This is a genomic window from Pseudoduganella sp. GW821-FHT05F09 (genome assembly GCF_059419605.1).
This window is the reverse complement of sequence record NZ_JBWKSD010000006.1, coordinates 329,134-344,056: the sequence shown is the minus strand read 5'-3', so window position 1 is coordinate 344,056 and position 14,923 is coordinate 329,134. Positions and strand designations below refer to the sequence as shown.

Sequence of the window (14,923 nt, the reverse complement as noted above, 5' to 3'; positions counted from 1 at the left end):
CGGCTGCCCTAATATGGAATGCCGCCGCCTATCGTCACGCGTTTCAGCACGCGGCGGACGTCGGCATGGAAGGCGGGACGGTAATGCACCGTGGCCTGGTTGTCCCACATAACGAGGTCGCCGTTCTTCCAGGCGTGCTCGTAGCGCGGAGGCACAGCCGCGATATGCGCAAGCAGCACGTCGATCAGCGCCTTGCCTTCAGCGTAGCCCAGTCCCTCCAGTTCCATTTCATAGGCTGCGTGCAGGTACAGTATCCGCTCGCCGCTAGCCGGATGGGTGCGCACCAAAGGATGCGGATACACGCTGCCCGGCACCTGCTCATTGCGGCTGTCGACATAGCGCGCCTGCACGGAGCCAAAGGGACGGTGGAAGGGATTGTAGGTAATCAGCTTGAGATGCTGGATCCGCTGCTTCATTGCGTCGTCCAGCGAGGCATAGGCTGCGGCCATGTCTATCCACATGGTCGGCGACGATCCGGGCGCGATATCGATGGCGTACAGCAGCGATGCGGCGGACGGGCAGCGCAGCCATTGGTGGTCCGAATGCGGCAACACCTCCTGGTGCCCCAGGAAGGCCTGGTCGAATTCATCGGCGCGGTTCCCGACGACGACCACGCTGGACGCTTGCCCCGCTCCGCCCAGCACGGGGTTCTCCGACGGCGGCGCGAACGGCGGGCCAAAGCGGTGCACGAAGCCGCACAGTGCGGCGTCGTCCAGCACCTGGCCTTCGAAAATCACCAGCCGATATTGATGCAGCAGTTGCTGAACCTGGCGCGTTGCGACTGCCGTCATCGGCACGGCAAGATCAAGCCCGTGGATACGGACGCCGACGGAGCCGGGGTTGGGGGTGAATTGCAAAGTGCTCATGCGGCGCGGCGATACGAGGCGATGATGCGGCAGGCATTGGCCGCCCCGTCGAAATCAAATGCGGATGCGTCCACCGGCGGCTCGGCAAAGTGCGAGCGCATGGCTGGCGCGAGCGCGGCGGGCTCCAGCTCCTGCTGCTCTATGGTCCTGACCAGCCCCGATTGCGCAAAGAATCCGGCGCGCAAAGCCTGCTCGCGATTGGTGCCGAGGAACTGGCGTTTGTACACCAGCACCGGCAGCTTCATCGACAAGGACTCGATCACCGAGTTGTATCCGCCAAGGCAAATAACGCCCGAAGCGCGGGCCAGCGCCCGGCGGTAGGCGGTCCGGTCGAAGGGCTGGATTTGCAGGCCGGGCGCGCCGGCGGCGGCATCGGCTGCGCCACCGCCTCCCTCGAATGCGCCGCGGAACAGCAGCAGCTCATGCGGCCATTCCGGCGCCAGGCGGCGATGCGCGGCCACCAGTGCGGACAGCAGCTCCTGCCCTACCCGGCCGCCCCCTATCGATCCGACCAGCAGCGGCGGGCCGCTTTGCGGGCGGCGTGGTTCGGCCGGTTCCACAACATAGCCGGTGTAGACATGAGGCACCGTCACCAGATCGATCAAGGGGAAGCTGGCCCGCAACGGAATAACCCGCTCCACGCCGTGCACCAGAATGAGATCAAACCAGGCATTGAGCAGCGCGCAAGTGCGCTCGTCGCTGCCGCTGCCCTGCGCAGACTCGATCACATCCCGAACACTGCACACGAACATCGCTTCAGGCTTGGCCAGGCGCGCGCGGCGCAGCAGTTCCACCACTTCCTTCTCGAACAGCAGCCCGAATGGAAAGTGCTCCGTGACGACAACGTCCGGCGGACAGGCCTGCACGATCTGCGCCAGCATCTGCGCGCGCAGTGCCAGGCAGGCGTCGATATCCAGCGCCGGATCGGTGCTGACCAGGCGCCCGCTCGCCTCGTCCTTGTAGACGGGCGGCAGCTGGGTCACCCGGATACCGGCGGGAATCGCGAAGTTGGGAACGGGCTCGCCCCCGGTCACAAGGTGGACGTCGAACTCCTCGCGCAAGCTCCGCGCGAGTTCAATCGCACGGACGAAATGGCCAATGCCGTACACATACTGGCAATGGATTAACAGGGAGCGATTTTTCTTCATCGTGCTAAAACGCGGAACTGGTTATTGGGCGCACTCATGGCGCCCGGGATGGCTCATGCCGCCGGACAGGGGAAGCGGCGCGGCGCCGAAAGGCATCCTGACCACGCAGTCTATCCCGCGCTGCCTCAGCACATGCGAGCGATAGAGCGCGCTCATGATCTGCACCGGCGTGCGGTGGTCTTCTATCTGCGACGGCAGCGCGGCCTTGGGCGTGGCGCCGGCCAGGTAGCTGACAAACTGCGCGGTGATCTCGTGCTTGGCCGCCTCGCTGGCCAGCAGCGTGCTGTGGGACTGCGCCATCTCCGCCAGCACATCGGCCCACTTGTAGATTTGCAGCGCAGGCCGGCCCGCCGCCACCATGGGGTTGCGGTAGACGTGCACGTCGAAATGGTTGTTGCCGCCCGTTTCATGCTGCTCCGCGCCGGTGTCGTGATGCTTGTCGCTGGCCTGGTATGAATGAATCTGGATATTCTGGAACGGCCCCTGCTGAATGTTGTGCTGCTCATGCTTCACGCGGCCGTTGCCTTTGTACAGATCGTCCCCGGGCATGAGCCATGTGCGCTGGGCATAGCCGTTGTGCAGCAAGTTCACGCTAAGGTTGGCGATGGCAACGTCCTGATGCTTCAGCGTGACGACGCCCGAGACATCGATTTCGCCATAGTCCGGGTACAGCGCCTGCAACTCCTGGTCGCTCCAGCGCCTGGTGCTGTCGTATTCCGGTCCAAACAGGGCCTGGTAGTCGGCCTCGGTGAGCTGCTTGATAAAGCCCGCCGGCTGCACGAAGGAGCTGACGACCTCCATCGCATCCGGACGCTTGGCGCTGACGCCGCTCGCCATGAACAGGCGGTACATCATGTCGAAAATATGATAGCCGCTGTGCGAGGCCTTGCCGTAGCCCTGGCAATACGGATGATAGGTCTGCGTGACGATCTCGCCCGGCAGCCGCCACTGGCCGTCGCAATGATAGGACTGCAGCGACGTGACCGGGCAATTGGTCTGCCGCCCCACCTCCGCAAGCAGCTTCTCGGCGAACAGGAAGCCCGCATGTACGCGGCGCTGGGCGTTGACCATGAAGACCTTCTCCCCGTGCTGCTGGCGGCGCAAATGCATGCGCAGCAAATCGTCGAAGTCTTCCAGGATGCCGTCCGCGCTGGCCAGGCTGGAGACGGCGTCGGCACGCGCCGTCACCGGCTTGTCGATCAGGATATGCAGGCCGCATTCCATGGCCCACTCGGCATACGCCTTATGCACCAGCGGCTCGGTGGCGATGATCACGCCCTGTATGCCTTTGCGCGCGGCGATTTCCGCCAGCTGCCTGCCGAGCTGCTCCGGCAAGGCCCCGCTGAACGGCTCAAGCAGCACGGTCTCCGGCGCAAAGCCTGTTCCGGCCAGCGCCGCCGCCACCGCGCCGCGCTCCGACGCCAGTTCGACGACCAGCTCCAGCTCGATGCGATGGCGGCTGCACAAGGCCCGCAACGCTGGCAGATAGATGCGGCGCGCGTGCGGACCGCAACCGATGAGGGCGAGTTTTACGCTGTTCATGTCAATGCGGCCGATCGCCTGGCGTGCGGCGCAGCGGCAAGCCGAAAGGCATAGCGCCGTCCGCGCCGTCGCCGCCCTGCCCGCTGCTGCCGGCCCACGCCCGCTCCGCAATAGCGCAGAAGTGCCGCGCCCGCGCCGCCTGCCCCGCCCGATGGGCGCGCGCAGCCTTGTGCGCCGCGATCAGCACGGCATACAGGCAGAGCATCTGCAGATCGGCGCTGCCGTAGCGGCGCAGCACCAGCTCGAACTGGTCCCCGGACAGGTAGCTGCCCAAATACGCCAGATCGTATTCCGCAGGACCGGCAAACGCCTCGCCGGCGTCAATCACGCCGGTAACGCGGCCCTGGCTGGCGTAGATGTGGTCCGGCCCGAAGTCGCCGTGGTTCAGCACCGCGGAGTGCTGGTGCGCCGCTATCCTTCCGCCGAGCTGTGCGGCGGCGGCATCGCCCAGGCCACGCAGCAGGCCGTGGGTGCGCAGGTAGGCGATGGAGCCTGGATGATCGTGGCAGGCGGTAATGAAAGCGGCCCAGCTGGCGTATGCCGCGCCGCTATGCGCCGGCAGAAACGCACCGAGGCCGTAACGCGCGCCGGGCAGCGGAACCGAATGGATACGGCGCAGCAGCTCGCCAACCTCGCCATACAACTGGACCGTTGCGGCTTCGTCCAGCTGCTGGCGATACAGCGGCTCTCCGCCGATTTTGGACAGGACCAGGCAAGGTATTCCCAATTGCGGCAACCGCGCGCGGTAGTACAGCACTTCCGGCGCAGGCACGCCCTGCTCGCGCAACGCGCGATAAACCCACGCCTCCACCGGATAACTGTTACGCGCAGCCGCCAGCTTGATGATAAGCGGACCGGCGTTCGCCTGGTCCGCCTGATAGACCATGCTGCGCCGCCCCTGCTGCCCGGCCAGCGTGGGCAAAGCCAGCCTTGCGCGCAGCGCCCGCGTCAGCACCTGCCGCAGGATGGCCGGCAGCCGGCGGTTATGTCCGCGCACCGGCAAATCAGGCTTTCTGCACAATGGGGATGCGCTTGAGCACACGGTCGCGCGGGTGGGCCTCGATAGGGTAAGTCGCGATGTCGCTCTTGCTGGTCTTGTAGCAGGAGTCCGCGCAGTAGGTCTGCAAGAACGCCTTCGGCAAGGTGGTGCGCCAGTTGCGCAAGGTCTCTTTCAGGTCCGGGTTGTGCACCGTCCATCCAGCCTGGATGAGCTCGTTCATCATGGTTTCCGAGTTCAGCGAATTCATCAGCGCCCAGGTATTGCAGCACGGCAGAACCACGGGCGGCAGCAGCGTCAGCGTCGCCAGCAGATGGTCGCAGGCCAGCGCCTCCTCGATGGTGCCCTGGCCGTGATGGACCACGGCGCGCAGGTCGCGGTGCTCCAGCGTCTGCTCGGGAATCAGGGTGCCGTGAAAATGCCGGTCCAGATACTCGCGGCTGGCGTCAATCGCCTCCTGGTTCACGCCATGCGAGTTCAGGAAGATACGGTCCAGCAGGCCCAGTTTCTCCGGGCTGATGCCGCGCACGTTGTAGCCGTTGGTGCGCATGCCGATTTTGCGGCCATAACGCTGAAGCACGTCGATATAGCCGTTGATCGTAGAAATGGGCAAGGCCGTGATTTCGCCGCCGGTCAGCAGGTGCGGCTCGTCTTCCCCCACGCCCGCCATTAATTCGCAGAACCGCTCGATATCCGCCGCCTCGGCCACCAGCGCCTTGCTGCGGTAAATCAGCTCGCCATGGCGCGCAATCGGCAGGTGCGCATCATTGTCGCAATGGGTGCAGTGGATATTGCAGATATTCGTTGCGTTGATGCGCACGGTGACATTGTGCTGGATGCCAAAAAACTCGCGGAACGACAAGCTGGACATGGAGAATGGAATCCGTTGTTTCTGTAATACAATTATCGTTTTATTTACAAGTGCTGTCAATTGACGGCCCGGACAGCAATGAACGACTGCCATACACCTGCGCTGCCGCAGGAGCCGCACCTGGAACCCGAGGCGCTGACCGTGTTCGACCAGCATGTGGGCGGCGCCGCCTGCTACCTGGAATACGGCTCGGGCGGCAGCACGGTGCGCGCGGCGCAAATCGGCGCGCAGCACATTATCGCGGTGGACTCGTGCAGCGACTGGATAGCTGCGGTCCGCGCCGGGACTGGCGCGGACCGCAATGTCCACCTGCTTTACTGCGATATCGGTGCAGTGGGCGCATGGGGCCGGCCGGTGGATACGCAGGGCATCCATGCTTATCACCGTTATATGGCCATGCCCTGGGAACTGGCGCGGCAGAACTCGCTGGACCCGGCCGTGATTCTGATCGACGGCCGGTTCCGGGTGGCCTGCTTTCTATTCAGCCTGCTGAACGCGTCCGAAGGCAGCGTTATCCTGTTCGACGATTATGTCAACCGCGAGCATTACCACGTGGTCGAAGCGTTTTGCCGGCCAAGCGCCCGGCACGGCAGAATGGCCGTATTCGAAGTCCATAAGCAGTTTTCACTGCCGGACATCGTGGCGCGGATCGCTGAATATTCCATTATTCCGGACTAGAACACCACCGACAGCTAGTTAGCAGCCAATGCGCTAGAATACCCGGTGCCCTCAACGACGTAAAACCGATGAACGATGAAAATGCTGACGCTCGTCGTCCTATAGCCGACAGCGCGATATGGGCACATCGCCCTACCAGGCTGGCTGCGGCGTCGCTGCTGCTGCTGGTGTTGAATGCCGGGGCTGCGTTTGCGGAAGTAGCAAAGCCACCGGAAGCGCCGTCCTCAGCGGCCATGGACGCCACGGATGCCAGGCCAGACACCGTCACGGTGCAGCGCGGCGACCTGCTGCAGACAGTCGACGCCATCGGGAAATTGCAGCTCCATCGTTATTCTGACGTCAATGTCCAGGTCGCGGGGCAACTGAAGGCCGTGCTGTTTTCCGTCGGGGACGTGGTGCAGGAAGGCGCCGTGGTGATGGAGATGTCGCCGGCGGTCCAGGCCATCCAGGTGGAAAGCAACCGTGCACAAATGGCGCGGCTGCAGGCCGAACTGGCTGACCAGCAGGCCCAGGCCGACTTCGCCGAGCTGCAGTTCAAGCGCCAGACCCAGCTCAAGGCGCAAAATGCCACCCGAGAGGAAAGCGTCGAGTCGAGCCGCATGAATCTGTCCTCGGCCCGCGCGCGGATGGACTCCATCAAAGCGCAGATCCAGCAGCTCCAGGCAACGCTCAAATTCGACGAAGAAAGCCGCCAGCATACGCAGATAGTGGCGCCGATCTCCGGCACCGTCGTGGCGGTGAATGCGCGCCCCGGACAAGCAGTCAGCATAGGCCAGGCGGGCTTGCCATTGCTGCGCATTGCGGACCTGTCGCAAATGACGGTCCAGGCGCGCGTTGCGGAAGCCGATGTAACGCGGCTGCGGCGCGGCATGGCGGCCAATTTTAGTACACCAGGTTATCCCGGCCGCACTTGGTCGGGCAAGCTGCGCCAGGTGATTCCCTTGCCTGCGGAAGGGACCGGCGAACAGGGCAAGCCGACTTTTTACAACGTCCTGTTCGAGGTCGACAATCCGGAACAGGAGCTGATGAGCGGCATGACGGCCCAGGTGCAGTTCATCGTCGCGCAGGCCAAGGATGCGGTGCTGCTGCCGGTCCACTTGCTGGGCAAGCGCGATGCGGCGGGGATGTATGAGGTCCGCGTTGTGAACGCCAACCGGCAGATCGTGGCGCGCACACTGAAAATCGGCGTGCGCAATCAGCAGCAGGCACAGGTGCTGTCCGGCCTGGACGCAGGCGAGCAAGTGCTGGCCGGCCCCGTGCCGCCTGCGGCGCCCCGGCCAAAGCAGACTGCGCGGGCGGGAATGCCATGAAGCCACCCTTTCGGCTCTTCGGGTTAACTCCGGCCGGCCTGCAGCGCACGCGCGTGCCGGCTCTGTGCCTCGCCGGTGCGCTGCTGACGGGCTGCGCGCAAACGATCCCGGTTGCGGAGCCATTGCCGACGGTCGAGCTGCCCGCCGGCTGGTCGCAGGCCGGGAAGCCGGGTGCCCAGGAATGGCCGGACACCAACTGGTGGCAGCGCTTTGGCAGCGCCGAGCTGAGCCAGCTGGTGCGCGAGGGGCAAGAGAACAACCTGGAACTGGCCGGCGCGCTGTCGCGGCTGCGCCAGGCGGAATCCCAGGCGCGCATTGCCGGCGTCGCCCTGCTGCCTTCCGTAGACGCGGTGGCGGGCGCCAGCCGGGATTTACCGCTCGGAGGAAGTCACGGCGCCAGTATTTCATCGAGCGGACTGCTGCAGGTGTCCTACGAAGTCGATTTCTGGGGCAAGAACAAGGCCGGTGTCGCCGCTGCCGAAGCGTCGCTCAGGGCGAATGCGTATGACCGGCAGACCGTCGCCCTTACCGTGACGAGCGGCATCGTGGCGACTTATCTGCGCGTGCTGTCGCTGCGCGACCGTCTCGACGTAGCGCGCGAGAACGCGAAGAACGCCGAGCATGTGCTGTCGCTGGTCGAAGCCCAGAGCAGCGTCGGCGCCGCCACGCCGGTCGATCTGGCGCGCCAGCGCTCCGCTGTCGCCAGCCAGCACGCCGCCGTCCCCGATTTGCAGCAACAGGAACGCGAGGCGCAATCGGCATTGGCCATTTTGCTCGGCCGCTCGCCGCAGACCTTCCGTATCCACGATAGCGGACTCAATACCATCCAGCTGCCCGAGGTAACGCCCGGCATGCCGTCCGAACTGCTGTCGCGGCGGCCCGACATTCGCCGTTCGGAAGCGATCCTGGCGGCCGCCAGCGCCAACGTCGAAGCGGCGCGCGCGGCGTTGTTTCCCAGCATACGCCTGACCGGAACGACGGGCACGCAAAGCAGCGCCTTGCTGTCGCTGCTCAATGGCCAAAATTTGTTCGCCAACGTCGGCGCCTCGCTGGTGGCGCCTATCTTCGATGGCGGGCGTCTGCGGACACAGCGCGACCTGGCCATCGAACAGAAACAGGAACTGGTGCAGGCATACCGCTCGACGGTACTCGCGGCGTTGGCGGAAGTGGACACCGTGCTGGGCCAGATCAAAAGTCTTGACGAACAGCGCCGGCTAAAAATGGTCGAGCTGGAACAGACGCGTTTGGCATTCAATTTATCGGAGATCCGCTACAAGGCCGGGGCAGAAGACTTGATGACCGTGCTCGATACCCAGCGCAGCCTGTCCGACGTGCAAAATGAGTTGGGGATACTGAAACTCAAACGGCTGCAGGCCACAGTATCACTGTACAAAGCGCTCGGTGGTGGGTGGCAGGCCGGCTGACCGAAGTTTTAAGCACGGTTGCTTGCAAAGCCCTGCTGGGTGGCGGTAACCCTGTGCGGCGTATATAGTTCCTGGCGGTAAATTTTAGTGATATGCTAACGGAAAACTAAACCTCCCGGAGAGCCGATGTGGCTGGAATCGCTGGTCTGATCGCACGCCATCCCCGCCGCGCCTGGGCAGCGGTTGCCGCCTGCACGCTGGCCGCAGCCCTGGCGGCGGCCGCCATCAGCCATACGGCCCAGCAGCGGGAACGCCAGGACCTGCTGGACATAAACATCGCCGGCACCGCGATCGAGGCCATGTCGCTCACGCTGGACAGCAAACTGATGGGCGCGGTGTCGCTGATGGGCCTGGCCGATCCGACCGTCAAGCTGGAAAGCCGCTTGCAGGCCGCGCCCAATAGTCCCGCTCTGCTGGCCCTGATCAGCACGGTCGCCCCTTCGTTCGACGCGCAAGGCCTGTTCATTGTGGGACAGGACGGCAAGGTCAAGACCTCCTGGGACGACACCGGCATTTCCGCCACCGGCACCGAGGTCGGCTTCCGGCCCTATTTCAAGCGCGCCATGCAAGGCCGCGACAGCGTTTACGCGGCCGTTAGCCTGTCGCGCAAAGAGCGCGCGCTGTATTTCGGCGCCCCCGTTTATGCCAGCGCGGCGCCGGACAGCCATCCGATAGGCGCGGTGGTGGCGCGCACCGGGCTGGACAAGCTGGACAAACTGCTCGCCGGCGCCGGCCACGCCGCCATGCTGTTGTCGCCGGACGGCGTGGTGTTTGCCAGCAGCCGCCCGGCCTGGCTGGGCCGGCTGGCGGCCGACGCCGCGCCGGAGCGCGCGGCCGCGCTGGAGGCGCAGCGCCAGTTCCCCGGCATGTTCGATGCCGCCCACCCGCGCCGCCTGCCCTTCTCCGCCGCGTCCGGCATCACCACGCTGGATGGGCAGCCGCACGCGGTGGCCGTGGCCGGCGTGGACTGGAACGATCCGGCCGGCGACTGGCGCCTGGTCGTGCTGGAGGACTTGTCGCGCACCGTGGCGTGGTCCGCCGCGCTGCCGGCCGCGCTGACCGCCGCCTTCGCCACGCTGCTGGTGGGCGCCCTGCTGCTGCGGCTGGCCGGCAGCCAGGCCGCGCAGCGCGCGGCGGGGGCCGAAGTGGCGCGCATGGCGGCCGACGCGGCGCAACGCGCCGAGCGCAAGATGGAGTTGGCGCAGATGGCGCTGCGCATGCAGCAGGCCGGCGGCCGCGACGCCATCATCCAGTCCTTCCTGAGCGACTGCCACCGCCTGCTGGGCGCCTTGCAGGGCGTGGTCTACGTGGATGCGCCGGACGGCACGCTGCGCCTGGCCGGCAGCTTTGCCTGCAGCGAACCGCCCGCGCGCATCGCCGCTGGCGACGGCCTGCTGGGCCAATGCGCCAGCGAGCGCAAGCCGCGCTTGATCACGGCCGGCCAGCACGGCGCCGCCTGGACCATCAGCTCGGCGCTGGGCGCGATGGCGCCGGCCGCGCTGCTGCTGGCGCCGTTGCTGCTGCAGGACCGCCTGCTCGGCGTGGCTGAGCTGGCGCTGCCGCAGCGGCCTGGCACGCCAGACTACGAACAATTCCTGGCCGCCGTTGATCTGCTGGCCATCAACCTGGAAACCGCCCGCCGCCACACAGGCGCGCCGGCCGAGGAGTACCCGTGTTCCGAACCATGCTGACCCTGGAAAGACTGAATCTGAGCGTGAAGCTGGCCCTGGGGTTCGGCGGCAGCCTGCTGATCACGCTGTGCTTCGCGCTGCACTATATCCACACCCAGGCGGCACTGAGCGACACCATGCTGGCGGTGTACCGCAACGACCTGCTCGGCATCTCGCGCAGCAAGGACGCGCTGGTGGCCATGTCGCAGCGCGGGCGCGCCGTGCGCGCCGCCATCCTGGCGCCGGACCGCGCCAGCCGCACGGTCGCGATCAAGCTGGTGGCCGACGGCGAGGCGGCGCTCACCGCCGCCATGGCGGAACTGCGGCCGCGCATCCTTAAAAGCGAGAACGTGAAGAACCTGGCGGACTTCGACGAAGCCTATGCGCTGTACAAGGGGCAGCTGGAACAGGCCCTGCTGGCGCTGCGCGAAGGCGATGTGGAGTTGGCCCGCACCATCGTGGCCGACCCCGGCTTTCAGGCGAACGGCTTGCGAGCCACCGACGCGCTGCGCGCGGTAGCGGCCATCAAGGAGGACAGCGCACGCCGCCAGACCGAGGAGATCCAGGCCCAGGCCCAAGCCGAAAACCGGCTGGCCTACGCCATCCTGGCCTTCAGCCTGGGCATGGGCATCCTGTTCAGCCTGCTGATCGCACGCTCGGTGCGCATGCCGGCCGAGCGCCTGCGGCGCGCGGTGGTGCAGCTGGCCGAGGGCGACCTCACGCACGCCTTGCCGCTGACCGACTACCCGAACGAGATCGGCCAGCTGGCGCGCTCGGTGCAGGTGCTGCAGCAGGAGGCACTGAAGGTGGACGCGCGGCGCTGGCTGAAGACCAACCTGGCCGCGATTTCCAACGAACTGCAGTCGGCCAACGGCATGGAAGCGCTGGCCGAGCGCACCCTGGTGCTGCTGGCGCCGCTGCTCGGCCTGGGCCGCGCGGCCTTCTACCGCCACGACGCGGCCGCGCTGCGCCTGGAGTTCCTGGCCGGCTACGCCTACCAGCCCGAAGACGGCCAGCGCCACATCGAGCTCGGTTCCGGCCTGCTGGGCCAGTGCGCGCGCGAACGGCAGCCCATCATCCTGCGCCAGGCGCCGTCGGGCTACCTGCGCATCGCTTCCGCGCTGGGCGCGGCCGAACCGGCCAGCGTGGCCATCCTGCCGGTGCTGCGCAACGCCCGCCTGCTGGGCGTGATCGAGCTGGCCACCATGGAGCCCTTCGGCGAACGCGCGCAGCAGCTGATGGACGGCGCCATGGTGGTGATCGCGCTCAATATGGAGATCATCGAGCGCAACCTGCGCACCGCCGCCCTGCTGGACGCGCTGACGGCGGCCGAGGAGCGCAGCCGCCTGGTGCTGGCCTCGGTCAGCGACGGCATCATCGGCATGGACCTGGACGGCCTGGTCACCTTCGTCAACCCGGCCGCGCCCGCCATGCTGGGCTATACCGACCAGGAACTGGTGGGCAGCGACCTGCACGCCGCCGTGCACCACCGCGCGCCCGACGGCAGCCCCTACGCGGACGGCGCCGGGCGCATGCACCTGACCACGGTGGACGGCCAGGCGCGCGCGGCCGACAACGAGGTGCTGTGGCGGCGCGACGGCAGCAGCTTCCCGGTCGAATACACCACCACGCCCATGTACAAGGACGGCGACCTGATCGGCTCGGTGGTGGTGTTCCGCGACATCAGCGCGCGCCAGCGCATGGAACAGGAGCTCAAGCGCACCGGCTTCCTGACCGACATTGCGCTCGAGCTCACCGGCAGCGGGTACTGGATGGTGGACTACAGCGACCCGGACTACTACTTCCAGTCCGAGCGCGCGGCGCGCCTGCTGGGCGAAGCGCCCAAGCCGGACGGCCGCTACCACCTGCAGACCGAGTGGTTCGACCGCCTGCTGGAGGCGAACCCGGAGACCGCCGCCGCCACCAGCGAGCGCTACCAGGGCGCGCTGGACGGCCGCTACGACCGCTACGAATCGGTGTACGCCTACCGCCGCCCGGAAGACGGCCGCGTGGTCTGGGTGCACGCCATCGGCAAGGTGGTGCGCGACGAGCACTCCCATGAGGTGCGCTATATGTACGGCGCCTACCGCGACATCACCGCCCAGCGCGCGGCCGAGGACGAGCTGCGCGTGGCCAAGGAACAGGCGCTGGCCGCCACCCGCGCCAAGAGCGACTTCCTGGCCAATATGAGCCACGAAATCCGCACCCCGATGAACGCCATCATCGGCATGAGCCATCTGGCGCTGCAGACGGGCCTCGACAAGCGGCAGCGCAACTACATCGAAAAAGTGCAGCGCGCCGGCGAGAACCTGCTGGGCATCATCAACGACATCCTGGACTTCTCCAAGATCGAGGCGGGCAAGCTGACGCTGGAGCGCGCCGAGTTCGACCTGGGCGACGTGCTCGACAACCTGGCCAATCTGATCGGCTTCAAGTCCGAGGGCAAGGGACTGGAGCTGCTGTTCGAGATTGCGCCCGAGGTGCCGACCGACCTGGTGGGCGACCCGCTGCGGCTGGGCCAGATCCTGGTCAACCTGGGCAACAACGCCGTGAAATTCACCGAACGGGGCGAGATCATCGTCGGCGTCGAGCTGGCGGAGCTGCGCGAGGACGGCGTGGAACTGCATTTCTGGGTGCGCGACTCCGGCATCGGCATGAGCGAGGAACAGCGCGACAAGCTGTTCCAGTCCTTCAGCCAGGCCGACGCCTCCACCACCCGCAAATACGGCGGCAGCGGCCTGGGACTGGTGATCTGCAAAAACCTGCTGGCGCTGATGCAGGGCCGCATCTGGGTCGACAGCACGCCGGGCCAGGGTTCCACCTTCCACTTCCGCGCCTGCTTCGGTGTGTCGCAGGCGGTGCGGCCGCGCCGCATGTTCCGCGCCGACGAGCTGACCGGCCTGCGCGTGCTGGTGGTGGACGACAACGCCGCCGCGCGCGAGATCCTGTCCGGCATGGCGCGCACCTTCGGCCTGGAGGTGGACCTGGCCTGGGACGGCCGCCAGGCGCTCGGCATGGTGGCGCGCGCCCCGCTGCCCTACGACGTCATCCTGATGGACTGGAAAATGCCCGGCCTGGACGGCCTGGAAACCGTGCAGCAGCTGCAGGCCGAGCAGGAGCAACTGGCGCAGCCCCTGCCCGCCATCATCATGGTGACCGCCTACGGCCGCGACGAGGTGCTGGCCAGCGCGGCCGGCATGGGCGTGCAGCTGACCTCCATCCTGAACAAGCCGGTCACGCCGTCCACCCTGCTGGAGGCGGTGGGCCGCGCGCTGCACAAGGGCGAGCTGGTGGAGACCCCGCGCGCCGAGGAAAAGTCCATGCAGTACCAGGATGCCATGGCCGCGCTGAACGGCGCCCGCCTGCTGCTGGTGGAGGACAACGAGATGAACCAGGAGCTGGCCACCGAATTGCTGCAGCGCGCCGGCATCGAAGTGGTGCTGGCCGAGCATGGCCAGCAGGCGCTCGACGTGCTGGCGCGCGACCGCCGCTTCGACGGCGTGCTGATGGACTGCCAGATGCCGGTGATGGACGGCTACGCCGCCACTCGCGCGCTGCGCACCGACAGCGAATACGACACGCTGCCTGTGATCGCCATGACCGCCAACGCCATGATGGGCGACCGCGAGAAGGTGCTGGCCGCCGGCATGCAGGACCATATCGCCAAACCCATCAACGTGGCCGAGATGTTCCAGACGCTGGCGCGCTGGATCCGTCCCGCCGTCCCCGGCGCGGCGGCTGCGGCGGCGCAGGTGCCGGTGATGGAGGCGGGACCGCTGCCGCCGCTGCCGGGCATCGACACGGCCGCCGGCATGGCCACCGCCATGGGCAACGGCGCGCTGTACCGGCGCCTGCTGCTGCGCTTCCGCGACAGCCAGGGAGATTTTGCCAGCGCCTTCGCCGCCGCGCGCGCGGACGCCGACGCCACGGCCGCCACACGCTCCGCGCACACGCTCAAGGGCATGGCGGGCAATATCGGCGCGCGCGTCCTGGCGGCGGCGACGCAGGAACTGGAATCGGCCTGCGCCGGCGGCGCGCCGCCCGACCGCATCGACCTGCTGCTGGCGGACGTGGCCCTGCAGCTGGCGCCGGTGCTGGCCGGACTGAGGCAGCTGGACGGCGGCGTGCCGCCCATTCCTGCGCCCGGCGCGCCCGGCACGGTGGCCGCCCAACCTGCGCTCGACCGGCAGCATCTGCAGCAGCGGAGCGCCGAGTTGAAGGAGCTGCTCAGCGACAGCGACTCGGAAGCGGTCGACCTGTGGCAGCGCCAGGCCGACCTGTTCAAGGCCGGCTACCCGCGCCACTGGCGCCGCATCGAAGCCGGCCTGTCCGACCTCGACCTGGACGGCGCGCTGGCGGCGCTGGAAGAAGCCATGCAGGCCTGAACCACCCTACCCCACATCTCAACTGGAGCCAC

Annotated in this window: 10 protein-coding genes; 5 read left to right on the top strand and 5 right to left on the bottom strand. The window is 66.9% G+C overall.

Going from position 1 to position 14,923, the window contains the following annotated elements:
- Positions 1-8: 8 nt before the first annotated feature.
- The 5 genes from AC07S4_RS21265 to AC07S4_RS21245 are packed head-to-tail and all read right to left on the bottom strand — an operon-like array spanning position 9 to position 5,424.
- Positions 9-866: a TauD/TfdA dioxygenase family protein gene (locus AC07S4_RS21265; RefSeq protein ID WP_494988543.1), complete on the bottom strand. Its 858-nt coding sequence runs from the start codon at positions 864-866 to the stop codon at positions 9-11.
- A complete protein-coding gene (locus AC07S4_RS21260) occupies positions 863-2,014 on the bottom strand; it encodes a glycosyltransferase family protein (protein ID WP_494988542.1) in 1,152 nt (383 codons plus the stop codon). Before AC07S4_RS21260 ends, AC07S4_RS21265 begins: the two co-directional genes overlap by 4 nt.
- A 21-nt stretch (positions 2,015-2,035) precedes the next feature.
- Complete coding sequence (locus tag AC07S4_RS21255; RefSeq protein ID WP_494988541.1) at positions 2,036-3,556, bottom strand: Gfo/Idh/MocA family oxidoreductase; 1,521 nt, start codon at positions 3,554-3,556, stop codon at positions 2,036-2,038.
- Between the two features lies 1 nt (position 3,557).
- Positions 3,558-4,553, bottom strand: a complete 996-nt coding sequence (locus tag AC07S4_RS21250) for a phosphotransferase family protein (protein WP_494988622.1) — start codon at positions 4,551-4,553, stop codon at positions 3,558-3,560.
- A gap of 7 nt (positions 4,554-4,560) precedes the next feature.
- Positions 4,561-5,424, bottom strand: coding sequence for a radical SAM protein (locus AC07S4_RS21245; RefSeq protein ID WP_494988540.1), 864 nt, complete (start codon positions 5,422-5,424; stop codon positions 4,561-4,563).
- A 78-nt stretch (positions 5,425-5,502) separates the two neighbouring features.
- On the opposite strand from AC07S4_RS21245, the gene AC07S4_RS21240 reads away from it, so the two are divergent.
- The 5 genes from AC07S4_RS21240 to AC07S4_RS21220 all read left to right on the top strand — a co-directional run bounded on the left by AC07S4_RS21240 (position 5,503) and on the right by AC07S4_RS21220 (position 14,891).
- A complete protein-coding gene (locus AC07S4_RS21240; RefSeq protein WP_494988539.1) occupies positions 5,503-6,102 on the top strand; it encodes a hypothetical protein in 600 nt (199 codons plus the stop codon).
- Positions 6,103-6,170: 68 nt separating this feature from the next.
- A complete protein-coding gene (locus tag AC07S4_RS21235) occupies positions 6,171-7,412 on the top strand; it encodes an efflux RND transporter periplasmic adaptor subunit (RefSeq protein WP_494988538.1) in 1,242 nt (413 codons plus the stop codon).
- Positions 7,409-8,836: an efflux transporter outer membrane subunit gene (locus tag AC07S4_RS21230; RefSeq protein ID WP_494988537.1), complete on the top strand. Its 1,428-nt coding sequence runs from the start codon at positions 7,409-7,411 to the stop codon at positions 8,834-8,836. The genes AC07S4_RS21235 and AC07S4_RS21230 overlap by 4 nt, the downstream gene beginning before the upstream one ends.
- Before the next feature lie 128 nt (positions 8,837-8,964).
- Positions 8,965-10,527: a cache domain-containing protein gene (locus AC07S4_RS21225; protein WP_494988536.1), complete on the top strand. Its 1,563-nt coding sequence runs from the start codon at positions 8,965-8,967 to the stop codon at positions 10,525-10,527.
- A complete protein-coding gene (locus AC07S4_RS21220; RefSeq protein WP_494988535.1) occupies positions 10,509-14,891 on the top strand; it encodes a response regulator in 4,383 nt (1,460 codons plus the stop codon). Before AC07S4_RS21225 ends, AC07S4_RS21220 begins: the two co-directional genes overlap by 19 nt.
- Positions 14,892-14,923: the final 32 nt, after the last annotated feature.